Genomic DNA, 17,403 nt, shown 5'->3' on the forward strand with positions numbered 1-17,403 from the left:
GTAGAGAAACAAGGTAAAAGGAGTGAGCTAGATGGGTATATTGTTTACCTTCTTATTTTGCGTAGTTACCCTCATCCTGCTCGTGGTAGGATTTCTATTTTATCGAATGTCTCAAATGCCAAATCCACCTTATCAAGTTCCGCCGAAGCAAATTGACCCAACTCAGTGGGATCAAGAACGTGTGACGGTAGGGTGGATTGGTCATTCTACGGTGCTGATTCAGTTTTATGGGATTCGGATTATAACGGATCCTGTTTTAACAGAGCGGATTGGGATCCCTCTAGGCTGGGGAGATAATTGGAAGATGGGACTTCGGCGTCATACAAGTCCTGCCATAGATGTAGAGAGTATCGGGCCTGTCGATGTGGTGCTCATGTCGCATGCTCATATGGATCATTTGGATTTTTCATCATTACGAAAAGTAGTTACTTCTGAAACGGTGATTATTACAGCTCCCGGCATATCGCGTTTGCTTCGGAAGCTAGGGGCAAAGGAAATTCGAGAACTTACTGGAGAATGGGATAACATGGTTCTGTCTAATGGCCTTGTGATCCAAGGGATTCCTGTGGTCCATTGGGGGAAGAGATATCCATGGAGTCGAAATCAGGGGTATACGGGCTTTCTCCTCAGTTATCGGGATAAGAAGTTATTTTATCCAGGAGATACGGCTTATACGGATGTATGTAAAGAGTTGCCGAAATGGGGAGAAATCGATCTCGCGTTTATGCCGATTGGCGCTTATGAGCCAGCATCGTTTCAAGTAAATCATTGTACACCTGAACAAGCGTGGAAGATGTTTGTAGATTCGGGTGCGAAGAAGTTGGTTCCGATTCATTGGAATACATTTGTTTTATCGTTTGAGCCGGTAGAGGAACCGATCGAACGATTGTTAGATGCTGCGCAGGCTGTTAGGAAAGAGGATTGCGTGGTGATTCGTGAGTTGGGCGAAGTGTATGTGTTAGATGAGGTGGAGTCGGGGCGTATGTTGCGTTCTAATTCGGATCAGGTTTCGTTGTGAGTGGAGAGATAGGCTTACTTGATCTCGCCCAAATAGATAGGAGAAGGTGAATCTCCGCTGTGAAAAGCTAAAATCCGTTTCCTGAGTCCAATAGGGAATAAGGGATGGTTCTCTAATTCGTCTAAAGGCAGCCATGAAATGCCTGTCTGTTTGCGGTCCATATTGAGAATAGGAGTGTCTGTATGGATGGATGTAGGTGTACAGGTATACATAAATTCAATCCGATGAACACCGGGGTCCATAAAGCATTCTCGCACGAATAGGAGATCGCCAAGGTTGACTTCGATCCCGGTTTCTTCAAGGCATTCTCTCATCAGGGTTTGGTCTAAGGTTTCGCCTGCATGCTGACCTCCGCCTGGAAGTAGATGATAGATACCGTCTTGATCTTCATACGTTGTGACTAGCAATGATTTTTCGTGGATGAGGATGGCTTTGACAGAATTTCTGATTTTCATAGAGGTCACGTTCCTTTACCGTAGGGTATAAATTGGTATCTTAGCATGGTTAAAGAGTTTATTCTAGGTAGGCTATTACCTAGAATAAACTCTTTCCATTTACTGATTCTGCTCAAAGTACTCATCTTGTAGGATCCCCATATGAATGATGTCGTGCCATTTACCATTTCGAAATAGGCTTTGTCTAGAAATTCCTTCCTCTTGAAAGCCGATCTTCTTGTACAATCGAATCGCTCTATCATTAAATGAAAATACTTTAAGAGCAACTCGGTGAAGATTCATTTCGTAAAAAGCGAGATCTAGTAGTAATTTCAATCCCTCTGAGCCGTAGCCTTTTCCCCAATATTCTTTTTCGCCGATGTCGATAATACATTCAGCATTTCTATTTTTATAATCAATATTGACTAATGAAATAATGCCGATGGGTGTTTCATTTTCTTTTTCAACCATTATGTAGCTTTTGCCTGTAGGGGATTCCAAGATGCGAGTTACAAATTCTTTCGTTTCATCCATATGATACATATCCAAAGATAGATAGGTGGAACGAATCACTTCTATATCATTTCTCCATTTGTGGTAAAGTTCCGTATCTTCATTTGTCATCTTTCTTAATTTCATTCGGGTTGATTCAAATAGCATTCCGATCACTTTCCCTTCTCTTTTGGAGATTGGTAAATAGGAGTTTCATAGAGAATTATACATAATTTTTCCGAATTCATTCAGTGCGCTTCTAGAAAAGAGGGAGCTATTAAAGTAAATGAGTTACTTGGAATAGCTCCCTTTCCTTCATATGAAACTTTATAAATCAAGCTTTTGACCATTGGTTTCAATTACTTGTTTGTACCAGTAGAAACTTTTCTTGCGATATCTTTTTAGTGTTCCGCTACCGTTGTTATCTCGATCGACGTAGATGTAGCCGTACCGCTTCTTCATCTCGCCTGTGGAGGCACTGACGATATCGATAGGGCCCCAGCTGGTGTAGCCGATGATGTCTACACCGTCTTTTATCGCTTCGGCCATTTCTTCGATGTGAGCTTGTAGATAGTTGATCCGATAGTCGTCGTGTATTTCTCCTTCAGGAGTTAATTGGTCTACTGCTCCTAGGCCGTTTTCGACGACGAATAATGGTTTCTGATAACGATCGTATAGTTGGTTGGCAGTGATGCGTAGGCCTTTGGAGTCAATGATCCAGCCCCATTCGGACTTTTCCACATAAGGATTGTCAATCGATGCAAAAATATTGCCGCCCGTTGTATTTTTAAGTATTCCTGGATCGGTGCTGGTTACTTGACTCGAGTAGTAACTAAATCCGATATAATCCACTGTGTATTTCTTCAACAGCTCTTCATCGCTTTCTGCCATCTCAATGGTTAATTGGTGGTCTTGGAAGAAACGTTTGGCATAACCAGGATATTCTCCTCTTGATTGGACGTCGATGAAGAAGAAGGATTCGCGGTCTTTTTCCATCGCATGGAAGACATCGTCTGGATTGCAAGAGTATGGGTAGACGGTTCCAGCGGCGAGCATGCATCCGATTTGTGCCCCGGGAATGGTTTCGTGGCATGCTTTTACGGCTAGTGCACTTGCTACGAGCTGATGATGGGCGGCTTGATATTGGATCTGCGTTCGATTTTCTCCCTCTTGGAAGACAAGGCCTGCACCGAGGAATGGTGCATGTAGGAGCATATTGATCTCGTTGAAAGTCATCCAGTATTTGATCTTCTCTTTGTAGCGTGTAAAGAGAGTCTGAGTATACGTTTCAAAGAGGTGGACGAGCTTCCGGTTCCTCCAGCCTCCGTATGTTTCTACAAGGTGTACCGGCACATCGAAGTGGGCAATGGTGACGATTGGTTCGATACCGTTCTTCCATAATTCATCGAATAATTGATCGTAGAATTGTAAGCCAGCTTCATTTGGTTTCTCATCATCGCCGTTTGGAAAAATACGCGCCCAAGAGATGGAGATGCGCAGTGCTTTGAAGCCCATTTCGGCAAATAGGGCAATATCTTCTTTATATCGGTGATAGAAATCGATTGCATCGTGAGATGGGTAAAACTCTCCTGGTTCCGGTGTGAAGGACTGTAAGCCACCATCCATAATAGGCCAACGTTTTTCTCCAGTGGGGAGCAGGTCAACGGTGGTTAAGCCTTTTCCATCTGCTAGGTATGCGCCGTCAGCTTGATTGGCAGCGATGGCTCCGCCCCATAAGAATCCTTTTGGGAAGTTGTTCATGTTGTTCGTCCTCTCTTGTGGTAGGGTTATTCGTTCCATTTGTTGAGATGGATATTGGATGTTAGTTAAGGATTGGGCTGGTTTTACCCTCCCATTTCATCAAACACTCACCCACACGAATCTGCTGTTCACCTATAGTCGTAATATGGAACTGGTCTTGATTTGTAATCACGACTGGCGTTGTCAAAGCAAATCCTGCTTTTTTAATTTCTTCTATATCAAAGTCGATTAATAGTTGTCCCCTCTCGACACGGGAACCTTGTTCCACATGAGGTGTGAAAAATGTACCGTTCAACTGTACCGTGTCCATTCCGATATGGATTAAGATCTCTGCACCGTCGTCTGTGGTAATCCCGATTGCATGATGAGTTGGGAAGAGAACGGAAACGGAGCCAGAAACGGGAGCATATAGCTTGCCTTCTGAAGGCTCAATCGCAATCCCTTTCCCAAGGGCGCCCGATGCAAAGGCGGCATCTTTTATATTTTCTAGAAGTTTTACTTCACCAGTGAGAGGGCTGGATAGCTCAAATCTTAGTTCAGAAGTTTTCTCTTTTTTGTTTTCCTTCTTGCTTTCCTCTTCCTCCGAAGCTTTTTTAAAGCCGAGTAGAGAGGTAAGGATGAAACCAAGGATAAAAGCAACGGTCATAGCGATGACAGCGCCCCAAAATCCTGCAGTAATGCCGTCTTTCGGGCTAACGTAGACAGGAAGTTCAAAGATTCCAAGGCCTCCCACCATATAGTTTACGGAACCAAATACTCCGGAAATCGCTCCACCAATACCAGCCGCAATACAGCTTATGATGAATGGTTTTTTCAATGGAAGTGTAATCCCGTAAATGGCAGGCTCAGTTACTCCAAAAATCCCTGATATAAAGGCTGGAATCCCAAGGGTCTTTATCTTTTTATCTGATGTTTTCAGCCAGACTGCTAGTACGACACCTATCTGTGCAAAGGCCGCACTAAAAGCCAAAGGTTGGATTGGATCCATATGACTAACGGCAATGTTGTTCATGCCAATCGGAATAATGCCCCAATGGAGACCGAAGATCACAAAGACTTGCCAGAAGCCACCGAGAAGTAACCCGGCTACGAGAGGGCTTAGATGATAAACCCACAGTGTCGCTTGTCCTAATAGCTGACCTCCCCATGTGGTAATCGGTCCGATAATTAGGAATGTAAGGGGTACTACGATCAGTAACGTTAAAAAGGGAACTAAGAATGCTTTTACTACATCAGGAATGACTCTATTCAGCTCTTTTTCTACTTTTGCTCCAAAAGAAGCGGCAAAGATAATTGGGATCACGGATGATGCATAACTCATTAAAATCACAGGAATCCCTAAGAATGTAATATGAATTGGTGATTTAAACATTGTTCCAGCAAATAAGGTGTAGAGCGGTTGGCCCTCTGATAAGCCAGATAGGGCTGGATAAACCAATGCCGCTCCAATCGCCATCCCAATAAAAGGATTGCCACCAAATTTTTTACTCACTGTATAGCCTAGGAAAATCGGGAAGAAATAGAAGAGTGAGTCTCCAACGGCGTTTAATATTTGGTACGTTCCTGACTCGCGTGTAAGCCACTCCAGTGTTACAAATAGCTCATTAAAGCCTTTGATCATCCCCGTCGCCGCTAAAACCCCGAGAATCGGTGTGAAAATGCTAGAGAAAATATCGATAATGCGATTAAATAGTCCTTGTTTTTTATCGTCTTCATTCGTATTCACAGGGGCTTGAGCATCTAATCCTCCTACGTCTACTACAGCTTTATATACATCAGGTACATGATTTCCTATGACAACTTGGTACTGACCACCGCTTTGCATAACCGTGATCACACCGTCCATGCTTTTCAGTACCTCCGTATTTGCCCTGCTTTCATCTTTCAACTGAAAGCGTAAACGAGTCACACAATGAGCCAAACTGTTAACGTTTTCTTTCCCGCCAACATTTTTTAAAATGTCTTTTGCTAGTTGATCATACTTCATTTTGATTCTCCTTATTTAATATTTAGCAACACTGATATTTAGTTCAACCATATATCTAGATGAAACCGGTTTCAATTGATAATTATTGGATATTGTTTTGAATGAAATCGAGTTTTATTCACGATAGAAAGAAGGAGGAAAGAATATTAATGAATAATTTATAGAACAGTACCTTGCATTATTTTGTAGTTAATAATATATTAATTATTAATCTGTACCTTGTAATGTATAGTACTGTTAAAGAAGGTAGGTTTTTTGATGAATGTTCAATTTAAAAAGGGTGTGCTCACATTATGTGTTTTGGTGTTAGCTGTAAAGCGGGATCGATATGGCTATGAGCTAGTAGATGCGATTTCGGAGAAATTTTTGATCGCAGAAGGTACGATCTACCCACTATTAAGAAGGCTAACAAAGGAAGGGTACTTTACCACCTATTTGGTTGAATCACAGGAAGGACCCCCAAGGAAATATTACCAGCTAACCGATGAAGGAAGAAACTATGCCCAAGGCTTGGTTAAAGAATGGAAATCATTTTCCGCTAGTGTAAATCAATTGATAGAAGAGGGAATAGAAGATGACAAAGATGGAATTCTTGAATGAATTACGTTCGTACTTACACAAGCTTCCTGTTAGTGATCAGGAGGATATCCTGAGTGATTATGAGACTCACTTTGAGCATGGACTTGGGAAAGGAAAAACAGAATCAGAAGTGATCCAATCCTTAGGGAAACCTAAATTGATCGCCAAAGAGTGTTTAGCCGATTACTACATAGAGGAAGAACGCCCAGAGAGACCATCCTCCAGGCGATTTCGATCCACTTATATGTTAATTGGATTAGGTTTATTTAATCTGATCTTCTTGGTAGGACCATTTATTGCGTGTATAGCAGTTGTTTTTTCGTTTTATGTGACAGCCATTATTTTATGCATGATACCTCTTGTGGCTCTTGCTTCATTTTTTATAGTAGAACCGATAGAGGGAGTTTTTTCTTTATTTGTAAGCTTCATATGTCTGGGTATAGGGTTGTTAATGTGGACTGGATTGAATCGCTTTTTGATAGTTGTCTATCAGTGGTTTATTCGCTACATCAAGTCAAACTATAAGATTATTAAGGGGGAAGCAAGATGAAGAAGGTGGTACTGCTCTCGCTTATCCTTATCGTTGTTGGTGTAGTTGGAAGTGTGGGTGTTGGATTGGTAGGATTTAAAAATTTAGGGAAAGAATTTGAAATAAAAGAAACATTGAGTACTAAGGATATAAAGCAGATTTTTATTAATAGTGAATTTGCTGATGTAATGTTGCATCCTAGTCAAGATGATCAAGTACATGCACACCTAAAAGGAAATTTCCCAAAAAGTCAACAACCTGTAATGAAAGCTACAGGCGATCAGGGGGATATTCATATTTCGGTAGAGCAAAAACGTAAGCACTCGATCTTTAACTTTAGTATTGGATTTGTCACATTTAAACAACGTGTATTACATGTATACATTCCTAAAAAGATGTTTGATAAGGTTCGTATCGAAACAGATTGTGGCAAGATTTCAAGTGAGCAAAGCATGGCATTGAAGAGATTAGAGATGAAAACCTCCTATGGTGATATTTTTCTTCATGAGTTTCAAGGTACTGAGATAAAAGCCAATACCAACTATGGTGATATTCATATTGAAAGAATAGATGGGTCTTTTGATCTTGCTACCGAAATGGGTGATATTGAAATTGATCGACTTGAAGCTGTGAAGGGGAACAATAAAATGCATACCGAAATGGGTAATGCGGAAGTAAAGTTCGCCAAGGATCCTAACCCAGTTAAGATCAATCTGTTTACAGATCTCGGGAATATCGAAACAGATAAAGGACTTACCCATGAAGTGGACCGTGCGCCGGGTAGTCAAGGGGGAGCATCTGGTACCCCTACATTGTCTATTCATACGAAGCTTGGAAATATAGAATTAGAGAAACTATATCAGTAATTTCCTTAATTACTATATAAAGGAAAAAATATAATTTTCTCTCGTCCAACCTCCTAAAATTCGTTATGATGATAACAACGAAAGCGAATAGGTGGATGAATGATGAAGTTAATAGAGAAAGCTGAGAGATTGCTACAAGATCTATATGGCTATCCTACCTTTAGAAACGGACAAGAACAGATGATTACCCAAATTCTCGAGGGGCAACCTTCTCTCGGAATTATGCCGACTGGTGGCGGGAAATCCCTCTGTTATCAAATACCTGCGTTGTTACTTGACGGGATTACTCTCGTCATCTCTCCCTTGATTTCTCTTATGAAAGACCAAGTAGATGCTCTGAACCAATTAGGAATTCCAGCGACCTATTTAAATAGTACGGTTGATTACTATGAGATGGAGCAACGGATGCGAGAGATCTATTCTGGAAAAATAAAGCTCGTTTACCTCGCTCCTGAGAGGTTGGAGATGGAATCTTTTGCACAAATGCTTCAAAAGATCCCTGTTTCCCTCGTAACAGTTGATGAAGCCCACTGTATCTCGCAATGGGGACATGATTTTCGCCCTAGCTATCTCAGTATCGGTACCATGATTCAACAATTGCCCAACGCGCCGATTGTCTCCGCGTTAACTGCGACGGCAACGGCACAAGTGCGTCAAGATATCCAAGATATCCTACAGATCCCTGTAGAAAACACAGTATTAACTAGTTTTCAACGTTCGAATTTGCGTTTCTCTGTCCTACATGACCAAGATAAAATTTCCTTCATCGAAAGTTATCTCAAACGATATCCGAAACAATCTGGGATTATCTACTGCTCCACACGGAAAGAAGTGGATGCCCTCTATCAACATTTAGGAGAATGTGGTTTCTCTGTGGGACGATATCATGCGGGAATGACAGAGGGGCAACGTGCACAATCCCAAGAAGCATTTTCCTATGATCGACTTTCTGTCATCGTAGCAACAAATGCCTTTGGGATGGGAATCAATAAACACAATGTAAGATATGTCTTACACTATAACCTTCCTAAAAATATAGAAAACTACTACCAAGAAGCGGGTCGTGCGGGTCGAGATGGGGAAGAGAGCGAGTGCATCTTGTTATATCAAGGACAAGATGTACGAACACAGCGTTTTCTAATCGATCAGTCCGAAATGAATGATGAGCGTAAGAAGTTAGAGTCTAGCAAGCTTCATGCGATGTACCAATATTGCTTTACCCAATCCTGTTTACAAAACACGATTATTCAGTACTTCGATGATCCAGTGGAAGAGCCATGTGGCAAGTGTCATAACTGTCTAGCTCAAATGGAGACGAGCCTGCAAGACTTTACGGAAGAAGCGCAGAAGCTATTTTCCTGTATCCGTCGTATGAAGGAACGCTTTGGGCTTTCGATGATTGCCAAAGTGCTAAAAGGCTCTAAATCCAAAAGAGTGTTAGACCTTTCTTTTAATCGACTCCCTACATATGGGATTTTGCGAGACTATACTGAAAAAGAGATCCAATTGCTAGCCCTCACACTGCAAGCAGAAGGATATATCAAAACCTATAGTTCTGCTACAAGTTCTCTGCCTCTCATTAAACTGACCGAAAAAGCGGTTCAAGTCCTAAAAGGGGAGTTAAATGTCTATCTTCGTCCACTCCGTGATTCCGCGAAACCAGAATGGCAGCAACTGCGAACGAAGCGTTCTACCCTATTTGATCGCCTAGATGATCTTCGCCGAGTATTCTCAAATGAAGAACAGCTACCTCCATATATGATTTTGTCCGATTCAACCTTGCGTGCTATGGCTGATCGAATTCCATTAAACGACACAGAACTGCTCTCTATGGTTGGTATGACACAGCACAAGGTCTCTAAGTATGGAGCTAGAATCTTAGAAATCACTGCCACCTTTGCTTCTGAGCGTGAACAGAAAGTGCAATCTAAAACACCTGTACGAAAAGAGACCAACCAGAGCCACCTTGTTACCTATGACCTCTTTCAATCGGGGAAATCGATTAAAGAAATTGCTTCCACCCGGAACATGTCCAACAAAACAATTGAAGATCACCTCGTTCGCTGCCACAGCGAAGGCTACGAAATTCCTTGGGACACCATTATTCCGGAGCAGTACCAAGAAGCCATCTTACAAGCTGTCCAAGAACTAGGTGCATCCAAATTAAAGCCTCTCAAAGAAGCTTTACCAGCTGAAGTGACTTATTTCCAGATCAAAGCCGTCATTGCGAGGGAACAGGTAGCTGTTAGTTCAATAAATGAATAAGTGAATGCAAAGGGCTAGTTTTTTACTAGCTCTTTTTTGTGTTGTGATCTTGATAGTGGAATATAGGGATGCATCACTAAGGACACATTTTAGACATCTAGCATAGTACCTTGTCCCCAGCACTGTTTCGAATTTCCACCATCACAAACGTCCCTGTTGGGTGGTCTCGTAGATTGTATGTTATGCTTTGCCCCGGCTGTGCTGTGTGGCTGTCTCCAATCTGTGTACCGCCTATAGTAGCGATATAAAAGCTAATGGTTTGTTGGCTTTTGCTTTCGTTTCTAATACCAAATTTGATATTCCTGTCACTAGGAATATATACTGTCTGTTTGCCAACTATAGGTATCGCCCTCAATTTTGATAGATCGGCACTGCATCCCGGAGCTAGAACAATCTTTCTTTTCTCTTGCAAATGCACTAGAACTAGGAAGAACAATAGTAGTAACAACTAGATATAGAAGAAACATAACCACTCATTTTTTCATTTTATTCATATTCTAAATATACTCCTCAATATGAGTTTTAATAACTTAGGTGATTGTAACAAAAAATCTGTAGTTAAATATTAATATTATTAATTAAATTAATATTCATATCAAATATAATATTTTTTATATTATATTTGATATGTAGATAGGTGAAAATCGTTGGTATTAAAGGGATTTACACAAAGAAAGTTAAATAAGGAAATATAAGTACACCACTGTTTAAAAAAACTATAATTACTACAGTTAAAATTACTTTAATCACTACTATTAAAGAAATCTTAACCATCATTGAAGTAAGTTGAACAGTACCATTAAAGTAATTAGAACTAGTGAAAAAGCCCTTAAAGTACTTTCGCTAAAACGGGTAAAAAGTCTGTGAATTTCGTATCCCTTGGTACATAAGGAATTAAAAGGGTTAAAGTAGATTATAAAAAATATATTTTTCAATTTCACTTTAAAACAACACCCCTAGAGTGGGATAAACAAAAAAACCACCTGTAAAGGTAGCTAGAAATTTTTAAAAACCAACTGGTTCGATCAAACAGCCAAGAATAGCGATAGCAGAGGCTATACTTATAGATACTTTAAAAAATCTCATCATCATCGTAATAGTCTCCTTTCAAGCTAATAGTTTGTTGTAATTCATAGTATCGACTTGTACAGAATTGATATTTTGCACTGTCCACATTCTCCCATGCATTAGCAAGGCGAGACCATGCCATACTTTCAAACTTAGTAAAACTAAATTTATTTGCAAGTTCTTGCGCATGTTGGTATTGCTGAATTGCTAAGGAATGATTACTTGTGTTGATTTCAACATCGCCCAACAATAAAAGTGACCAGAAGTGTTTAGGTGCATCATTTGAAGTAATTGCCATCTCTTGCGCAGTAGTAAGAAAGGATTTCGCATCTTCCCATACCTTTTGTAGTGAGTACAGCGCACCTAGACGTAGATTTGCAGACGCTTTTGATCTAGGTTCAATGTCGTCATGTTGAAATTTCAGTGCAATTTGAAACCACATTTTGGCTTCTTCAAGGTTCCTCATAGAGGCGAGTATACTTCCCAAGCAAATCCAGAACTCAACTATCATGTTAAATAGCTTATTCAACTGTGCTAGTTTGAGTCCTTTATTTGCATATTTCAAAGCTTCCTCAAATTGTTTGGCTTTCCTTGTTTGATCGGCTTTCAACCAGTAATATCTCAATTTGATATCAATGTTGCTGGTTTGATCGAGAAATTCAGCAACTTTGTCCAATGCACCAAGACCGTCAGCATGGTTCAATTTATAGCAAAATACTGATTTATTTAAATATAGCTTAATGATGTCGTCTTGTCTATTGCCTCCTTTAGTGAATGCATTTATACCTTGATTGGTGTATTCGATAGCTTGCTCTATATCGTTTTGTTGGTACATACATATTGCCATTTCACCGTAGAAGGATGTCTCTAAGCTTTCAGTTTTTGAGACATCCTTTGATAAACGGATAGCATGTTGAAATTGCTTTAAGGCTTGTTTCAATTTGCCTAGTCCCTTCATACATTTACCCCGTAGAAAAGATAACAAGGGGGCTTGGTGGTGGAAATCTTGTATCACCACTTTCTCTAGTTCTTGCAGGGCTTCTTGGTATTGAATAGCACTTATGAGCGTTTCAGATACATCTAAGTGAAATTGTACCTGCTTTAAGTGGTTCTTCTCTTGATCTAGAAGATAGGGTAACTCCTCTAGTTGTATACCCACTTTTTCAAGTAGGCTTTTGATTCTGTCTGGTGTATGTTGACCGGTTCCACGCTCAATATTACTTATGGTGCTGATAGAAGCTTCTCCATGATCTAAGTCCTTCAATGTCATTCCTTTTTCAATTCGTACTTTGCGAATCAATCTACCAATTTCAATATGATGTGCAACAATAAAATCCGAATCTACTATACATGTCTTCAAATGAATAACTCCTCTCGCATAAACATGATTAAACTGGAGAACTATATTATGTTTAAATTCTCCGATAGTTATAAATAATCCTTCTAATGTAAAAGAAAAGTGTTAATTCTCTTCCGAAGTAGAGAGTAGTTAAATGTTAATCCAATATATGGATTTGGATTTCAATTTATATTGTTAAATTCTAAAGTGTTTTGTTGTGTAAAGCGCAATATATGACTAAAAATGTGTTGGATTCTACTTTTGTAAATTGGATTCCTAATTTCTTGAAAATATAGACATAGCATTAGTTTTTTATGTATCATCAAACTAATCAAAAAATGAATCTTAGATAATTTAGCTTAAAATAACCTATATTTCAATGATTTTTTAAGTATCCAATCAATCATACTCAGATTTCTTTCTAAATATTTATTAGAATTTCATGGAGGAGATAGCGATGGTAGAAATTTAAGTGACAGGTTTAAACGAGGAAGTTCAAGCTGTTATATCAGAGTTGTACCGTAGTCCTAGCATAGAGATACTAAAAGAAGATAGAGGATGCAAAATTGAGGAGGATAGTATTCGGAATAGTATAAAGTGCTTTGTCAATTATTTATCTGACAAACGGACAAGCTTGATCCAGGTAATTGAAACGGATCAACATAAGGTTGAGTTTAAACTGTTTGACATGGTACAAGCAGTTGAGTTTAAAGGAACAAAAGTGTTTCGGGGAAGAGAGGTTGACATTTTTAGTTTTCTTCAAGAAGAAAAGGAAGCGTATTTGTTGTGGATGAAACTGAAAAAAATCTTTGACAAGAAAATTTAAACCCAGTTGGAGAAAGGGGTGATGTCAATGTAGAAGACAAAATGAAATCCTATTTCACCTAGTAAATTGTTCTTATGTTGTCTTATAACTAAATACGGGGGATGTAGAAGAAATGTAAGCTCATCCTTTGTATTTTGGCTTATTTATGTAGTATTGATTTAAAGAATGACTGGTTTTTTAGTAGGCATCTATAAAGTCAATGAAAGATATGAAATGTACACATAAATGATCTATAAAAATTAGTTTCTCTTATGTGACTGAGTTCATAAGACAATACAGGGATATGGAGTGAATTCTAATGAAAAAACAGGTATTTGGAATGGTTCTTGCCTTGGCAGCCTCAGTTTCTCCTCAAATGGTAAATGCAACAGAAATAAGTCATTCAATTGCAAAAAATGTATACAATAGTGTAAACTTAAATAGTTCGAACAATGCATCGATTCAAGAGAGGATGGATCACCTCAATATTCCAGAGAAAACACAAAAAGAGTTATTTGTAAAAATGAAACAAGGAAAAATTTTGGATGCAGATAAGCCTCACCGCTTCAATGTAACCGTTGAGAGTAACGAAATCAAACAAGTCATATATCCAGATGGGTCTGTAGAAGAGTTTGGAGCAGTACCAACAGAATCTTCTCCTACGAAAACAACGTTACCTACTTTACGCAAGGTATACACTGTGAAGGACAGTAGCCTAATTGTTGATTCTAAAAATGATGTTAGGTTAAAGAGTGTACAGAGTTTGGATGAGTTGGTCTCAACCGGTAAAATTGAGGTTAAAGGTGATGGATCTTCAAGTACAAAAATAAAAGAACAATGTAGTACACGATGGTGCACAATTGATCGCAAAGTCTATAGGTGGGGTACATTAACCAGCGGATCATTTTTTGTTCGATATATTACCATGTCAGGTTCAGAGGATATGATCGAAAGTATTTGGGACCCGGCGGTATCTGCGAGAGCAGGCACAGCTACACAAAAAGCATTCACGATTAGCAAGAAAAAAGAAGATAGCTCAAGTTGGGCTAGAGCGTACCTAAGATGGGACAATGTGCTTACAGGGGGCGCAGGTAGTTACACAAATCTTCTGCGTTTCTTTGTTGGAAATGATACGTTTTCTGTGACTTACTCCAACGATTGATAAGTTTAGAGGTGATGAGAGTGAGTGGTGTTGAGTTTTCGAATCTTTTGGTACTGTTACCAATGCTTTTACTTATCGGTTTAGGGCTTGTTGCTCTGGTACAGCTGATCAGAGTTCTATCACTAGCTTTACCTATTTTGAAAAAGAAAAGCGAAAAAAGTAATCTCAAAAGTTAATATAAAACCCTGTAATAGCCATCTCCAATGAAGATTTGGCTTGTTACAGGGTTTTTTCATCGCCATTTCTGTCGTTGTTTTGGTGAACAGATTGAAGAGTGACTACTTGTCTGTTCGATACGCATTGCAAGTTAGTAGACCACCTGCTGCTTTAACATCAACTCGTTCGACCAATACACCATCTACATAGCACAATAAATCTGCACGTGTAGAATCGCCAATATTATCATGGGCATAGACAGATATTCTTTCGATATAATGAGGCTCGCTTAAAGTTGCTTGATAGGAATTGTGGATCCCACATCTTAATCCACCAATACAAACGTTAGGTGTTTCACTATACAGCAATCTTTTTTGGTTCAATAACGGCTGCTGAAGCGCTAGCTGCTGAGGCAAGTGTAAATACCATTCCTAGACACATAAACAAAGCTATGAGTTTTTTCAACCAGATCAGTCATCCCTTCATTTAATTTAAATAATTCATAATATAATTTTTATTTATATAAAAAAGTTATATTGTTTAATTATTTAAAAAATTAAAGAAACGACTTCTTAACCACGAATATGTAAGCAATCTATAGGTGTGTGTCCGGTATTGAGCTGGACTCATACCTTTTTATTTGTCATTTTTCTGGGTTTGCTAGCGTGGGGTCATCATGTATTACAAACTTGTAAGATGATTGTAAGCTAGTTTGATTGTAAGCATTTTTTAATTAGATAAAATTATGTTAGAAGAAAAGATATTTCAAACTCTTCCTTTTGTAAGAGAGTTTGATGTTACATAGCATTACATAGGAGGCGTTTATATTGTTCAAGTCGTTAAATAGAGTCACAGTAGCGTCTCTATTGATTTTCGTTGCGATCCCGATGATGACCTTTGCTCATTCTTATACCTCCACGTTAACCTCTACTCATTCCTATACTTCGACGTTAACCCTTGATTATCAAGTAAATGGAGCCGTGAGAAATTATTTGGGGACTGATCTAACGATACAAACATACGGAAATTCGGTGAAGTGTACGACTGCCAAACAACCAGAAAATGATTACTTTTTTGTTGACTTGTATCGATTCAGTGATTGGGGACCGGATGATTTCGTTGGACGAATCAAACAATCTAGACAAATAGAGGGTAAAAATACTTTTTCAAATGTAGGAGCCGGGAAATACTATTTTTCATTTCAAAAAGCTGATGATTCTTGTACTGTCAGGGCTAATATAAAATATAACTAGGTTTGATGGGACAATTCTTACGTCCTTCTCTATAAGGAGTAGAGTTAGTTGCTAATCGATTTAAAGCCACTTTACATGATCGTCATTGTTCTGACTTACATGGGTTTTGTATTTTGGAAGAATAAAAGCTGGATGCAAAGAGCGCTTCATTTCCCTTTTATTGCGTACATTATGATGCTATTGAAAGAAACCTTTTTTCCAATTAAAATACTTCCTCCAGAATACGCGATACCGATCGGACTAAATAACTTTGTTCCGTTTGAAAGCATTATGCGTATATTTGGAAGTGAAGTACCAGGTGTGGCACTACTACAAATTGGTGGGAATTTACTTCTGTTGCTTCCTCTGGGGTTCTATGTATCTCTTCTATGGAGGAAAGTGAATTCGGCTAGTAAAGCGTTCCTAGTGGGAATAGGGGTATCTTTGTTCATTGAATGCTTACAATTTATACTAACTAAAATGATTGGCCAAGATTATAGACGCTTTGATATTGATGATCTGTTTCTAAATGTGATGGGTTACATGGTAGGCTACTTCATTCTCAAACTATCTGTCCCGGTAATTAAGACATTAGTACATGTTGATCATCTAAAAAGAATGAGTCGTTAGTTCGATCAATAAGCACAAAAAAGGCTAGTAAAGAGCTAGCCTTTTTTGCTTGCTGCTGAATGAAAGAGAGTAGAGGGTTATTTACCCTCCACAACCTTTGTGAGTCGATCTGAAATAATTACTTTCCAGCCTTCGTTCATACGCTCACGAATTACAGAGCTTTTTTCATTGGCTTTAGGTAAGATACGATCAGCTTCTTTCCATCCACTATGAACGAGGGTGAATTCTGTGTGCTGGTCATCTAGTTCTTTCAACAAAAACGTAATCACCCATCCATCTGTATCCCATCGAAAGGATAGACGATGTGGCACATCAAATTCGATGACCTTGCAAGGAGAGGGACCGAATGGTGAATTTATATGAAATTCAAAGCCTGCTTTTAGCTCAAAATTATTTGGCATAAACCAAGATGCGATGTTCTCTGAATTAGACACCATATCCCATATTGTTTTGATGGGTGCATGTAATTCAACACTCTGTTTAATATCTGGTAATGTATTGGTGTTCTGTTCCATGGTGTAACTCTCACCTTTCTGGATTAAACTATTTACATTTTATTACACTTTGGAACTTCAAGTAAATGTGAGGCGTCTTCCAAATTTTGCGATTCGATTTGTTACTGGAGTAGGACTGTAATTCCTGAAAAAACATGCTATTATAATATTATGAATGATAATTCAAAATGTTGGAGGTCTACATAATGTCTAAACTAATAGGATCAGTAAAATGGTTTAATGAATCAAAAGGATTTGGGTTTATTACTCCTGAAGATGGTAGCAAGGATGTGTTTGTGCATTTTTCTGCTATAGCAAGCTCAGGTTTTAAGACACTCGCAGAAGGTCAAAAGGTGGAATTTGAAATTCAGGATGGTCAAAAGGGACCTTCGGCTGTAAATGTAGTAGCTATTAACTAACTTTATTGTATATTCGCGTTTACGCCTACTCCTATACAAATGGAGGACCCATCTGATTTTCTTTGGTAATGCACAGAGCTACTATATGTATGCATCAAAGGAAAAAAGAGGAATGGTACTTTAGACCTAGTTGGAAATATTGACAATAAATAGAATGTTCGTCTATG

The 17,403-nt window shown here is 38.9% G+C and carries 17 protein-coding genes; 10 read left to right on the forward strand and 7 right to left on the reverse strand.

All coding sequences use genetic code 11. The features are described 5' to 3' along the window. The first annotated feature begins 31 nt into the window (after positions 1 to 31). Positions 32 to 1,018, forward strand: coding sequence for an MBL fold metallo-hydrolase (locus J2Z48_RS03895; RefSeq protein WP_307251241.1), 987 nt, complete (start codon positions 32 to 34; stop codon positions 1,016 to 1,018). A gap of 14 nt (positions 1,019 to 1,032) precedes the next feature. On the opposite strand, the gene J2Z48_RS03900 is transcribed toward J2Z48_RS03895, so the two are convergent. The 4 genes from J2Z48_RS03900 to J2Z48_RS03915 all read right to left on the reverse strand — a co-directional run bounded on the left by J2Z48_RS03900 (position 1,033) and on the right by J2Z48_RS03915 (position 5,692). After that, the gene (locus J2Z48_RS03900; RefSeq protein ID WP_307251242.1) at positions 1,033 to 1,473 is read right to left on the reverse strand and encodes an NUDIX domain-containing protein; all 441 of its coding nucleotides are present in this window, start codon (positions 1,471 to 1,473) and stop codon (positions 1,033 to 1,035) included. 99 nt (positions 1,474 to 1,572) lie between these two features. Next, entirely contained in the window at positions 1,573 to 2,112 is a 540-nt protein-coding gene (locus J2Z48_RS03905) for a GNAT family N-acetyltransferase (RefSeq protein ID WP_307251431.1), read from the reverse strand. Between the two features lie 159 nt (positions 2,113 to 2,271). Next, the gene (locus J2Z48_RS03910; RefSeq protein ID WP_307251243.1) at positions 2,272 to 3,705 is read right to left on the reverse strand and encodes a 6-phospho-beta-glucosidase; all 1,434 of its coding nucleotides are present in this window, start codon (positions 3,703 to 3,705) and stop codon (positions 2,272 to 2,274) included. A 61-nt stretch (positions 3,706 to 3,766) separates the two neighbouring features. After that, on the reverse strand, positions 3,767 to 5,692 hold the full coding sequence (locus tag J2Z48_RS03915) for a beta-glucoside-specific PTS transporter subunit IIABC (protein WP_307251244.1): 1,926 nt from the start codon (positions 5,690 to 5,692) through the stop codon (positions 3,767 to 3,769). A gap of 258 nt (positions 5,693 to 5,950) precedes the next feature. On the opposite strand from J2Z48_RS03915, the gene J2Z48_RS03920 reads away from it, so the two are divergent. The 4 genes from J2Z48_RS03920 to recQ all read left to right on the forward strand — a co-directional run bounded on the left by J2Z48_RS03920 (position 5,951) and on the right by recQ (position 9,931). Beyond that, entirely contained in the window at positions 5,951 to 6,292 is a 342-nt protein-coding gene (locus tag J2Z48_RS03920) for a PadR family transcriptional regulator (RefSeq protein WP_131848897.1), read from the forward strand. Next, positions 6,267 to 6,821, forward strand: coding sequence for a DUF1700 domain-containing protein (locus tag J2Z48_RS03925; RefSeq protein WP_307251245.1), 555 nt, complete (start codon positions 6,267 to 6,269; stop codon positions 6,819 to 6,821). Before J2Z48_RS03920 ends, J2Z48_RS03925 begins: the two co-directional genes overlap by 26 nt. Continuing rightward, entirely contained in the window at positions 6,818 to 7,666 is an 849-nt protein-coding gene (locus J2Z48_RS03930; RefSeq protein WP_307251246.1) for a DUF4097 family beta strand repeat-containing protein, read from the forward strand. The genes J2Z48_RS03925 and J2Z48_RS03930 overlap by 4 nt, the downstream gene beginning before the upstream one ends. Positions 7,667 to 7,765: 99 nt before the next feature. Beyond that, positions 7,766 to 9,931 carry a DNA helicase RecQ gene (gene recQ, locus J2Z48_RS03935; protein WP_307251247.1) on the forward strand — a complete coding sequence of 722 codons (2,166 nt, stop codon included), beginning with the start codon at positions 7,766 to 7,768 and terminating at the stop codon, positions 9,929 to 9,931. Between the two features lie 1,072 nt (positions 9,932 to 11,003). On the opposite strand, the gene J2Z48_RS03940 is transcribed toward recQ, so the two are convergent. After that, on the reverse strand, positions 11,004 to 12,359 hold the full coding sequence (locus J2Z48_RS03940; RefSeq protein WP_307251248.1) for a helix-turn-helix domain-containing protein: 1,356 nt from the start codon (positions 12,357 to 12,359) through the stop codon (positions 11,004 to 11,006). Positions 12,360 to 12,810: 451 nt separating this feature from the next. Here J2Z48_RS03940 and J2Z48_RS03945 point away from each other — a divergent pair, with 451 nt between their 5' ends. After that, the gene (locus J2Z48_RS03945) at positions 12,811 to 13,164 is read left to right on the forward strand and encodes a hypothetical protein (protein ID WP_307251250.1); all 354 of its coding nucleotides are present in this window, start codon (positions 12,811 to 12,813) and stop codon (positions 13,162 to 13,164) included. A 298-nt stretch (positions 13,165 to 13,462) separates the two neighbouring features. Next, positions 13,463 to 14,305, forward strand: a complete 843-nt coding sequence (locus tag J2Z48_RS03950) for a hypothetical protein (RefSeq protein WP_307251251.1) — start codon at positions 13,463 to 13,465, stop codon at positions 14,303 to 14,305. A 278-nt stretch (positions 14,306 to 14,583) separates the two neighbouring features. Here the strand turns inward: J2Z48_RS03950 and J2Z48_RS03955 are convergent, their stop codons facing one another. After that, positions 14,584 to 14,877, reverse strand: a complete 294-nt coding sequence (locus J2Z48_RS03955; protein ID WP_307251253.1) for a hypothetical protein — start codon at positions 14,875 to 14,877, stop codon at positions 14,584 to 14,586. Positions 14,878 to 15,288: 411 nt separating this feature from the next. Here J2Z48_RS03955 and J2Z48_RS03960 point away from each other — a divergent pair, with 411 nt between their 5' ends. Together J2Z48_RS03960 and J2Z48_RS03965 are read left to right on the forward strand one after the other, a co-directional pair. Then, complete coding sequence (locus tag J2Z48_RS03960) at positions 15,289 to 15,714, forward strand: hypothetical protein (protein ID WP_307251254.1); 426 nt, start codon at positions 15,289 to 15,291, stop codon at positions 15,712 to 15,714. Positions 15,715 to 15,762: 48 nt separating this feature from the next. Beyond that, a complete protein-coding gene (locus tag J2Z48_RS03965) occupies positions 15,763 to 16,323 on the forward strand; it encodes a VanZ family protein (protein WP_307251255.1) in 561 nt (186 codons plus the stop codon). 77 nt (positions 16,324 to 16,400) lie between these two features. Here J2Z48_RS03965 and J2Z48_RS03970 read toward each other — a convergent pair whose 3' ends face one another. After that, positions 16,401 to 16,838 carry an SRPBCC family protein gene (locus J2Z48_RS03970; RefSeq protein ID WP_307251256.1) on the reverse strand — a complete coding sequence of 146 codons (438 nt, stop codon included), beginning with the start codon at positions 16,836 to 16,838 and terminating at the stop codon, positions 16,401 to 16,403. A 185-nt stretch (positions 16,839 to 17,023) separates the two neighbouring features. On the opposite strand from J2Z48_RS03970, the gene cspE reads away from it, so the two are divergent. Further along, positions 17,024 to 17,236 carry a transcription antiterminator/RNA stability regulator CspE gene (cspE, locus tag J2Z48_RS03975; protein WP_307251257.1) on the forward strand — a complete coding sequence of 71 codons (213 nt, stop codon included), beginning with the start codon at positions 17,024 to 17,026 and terminating at the stop codon, positions 17,234 to 17,236. Positions 17,237 to 17,403 lie beyond the last annotated feature (167 nt).

It is taken from the genome of Croceifilum oryzae, from assembly GCF_030814315.1.
In the GTDB taxonomy this organism is placed as follows: domain Bacteria; phylum Bacillota; class Bacilli; order Thermoactinomycetales; family Thermoactinomycetaceae; genus Baia; species Baia oryzae.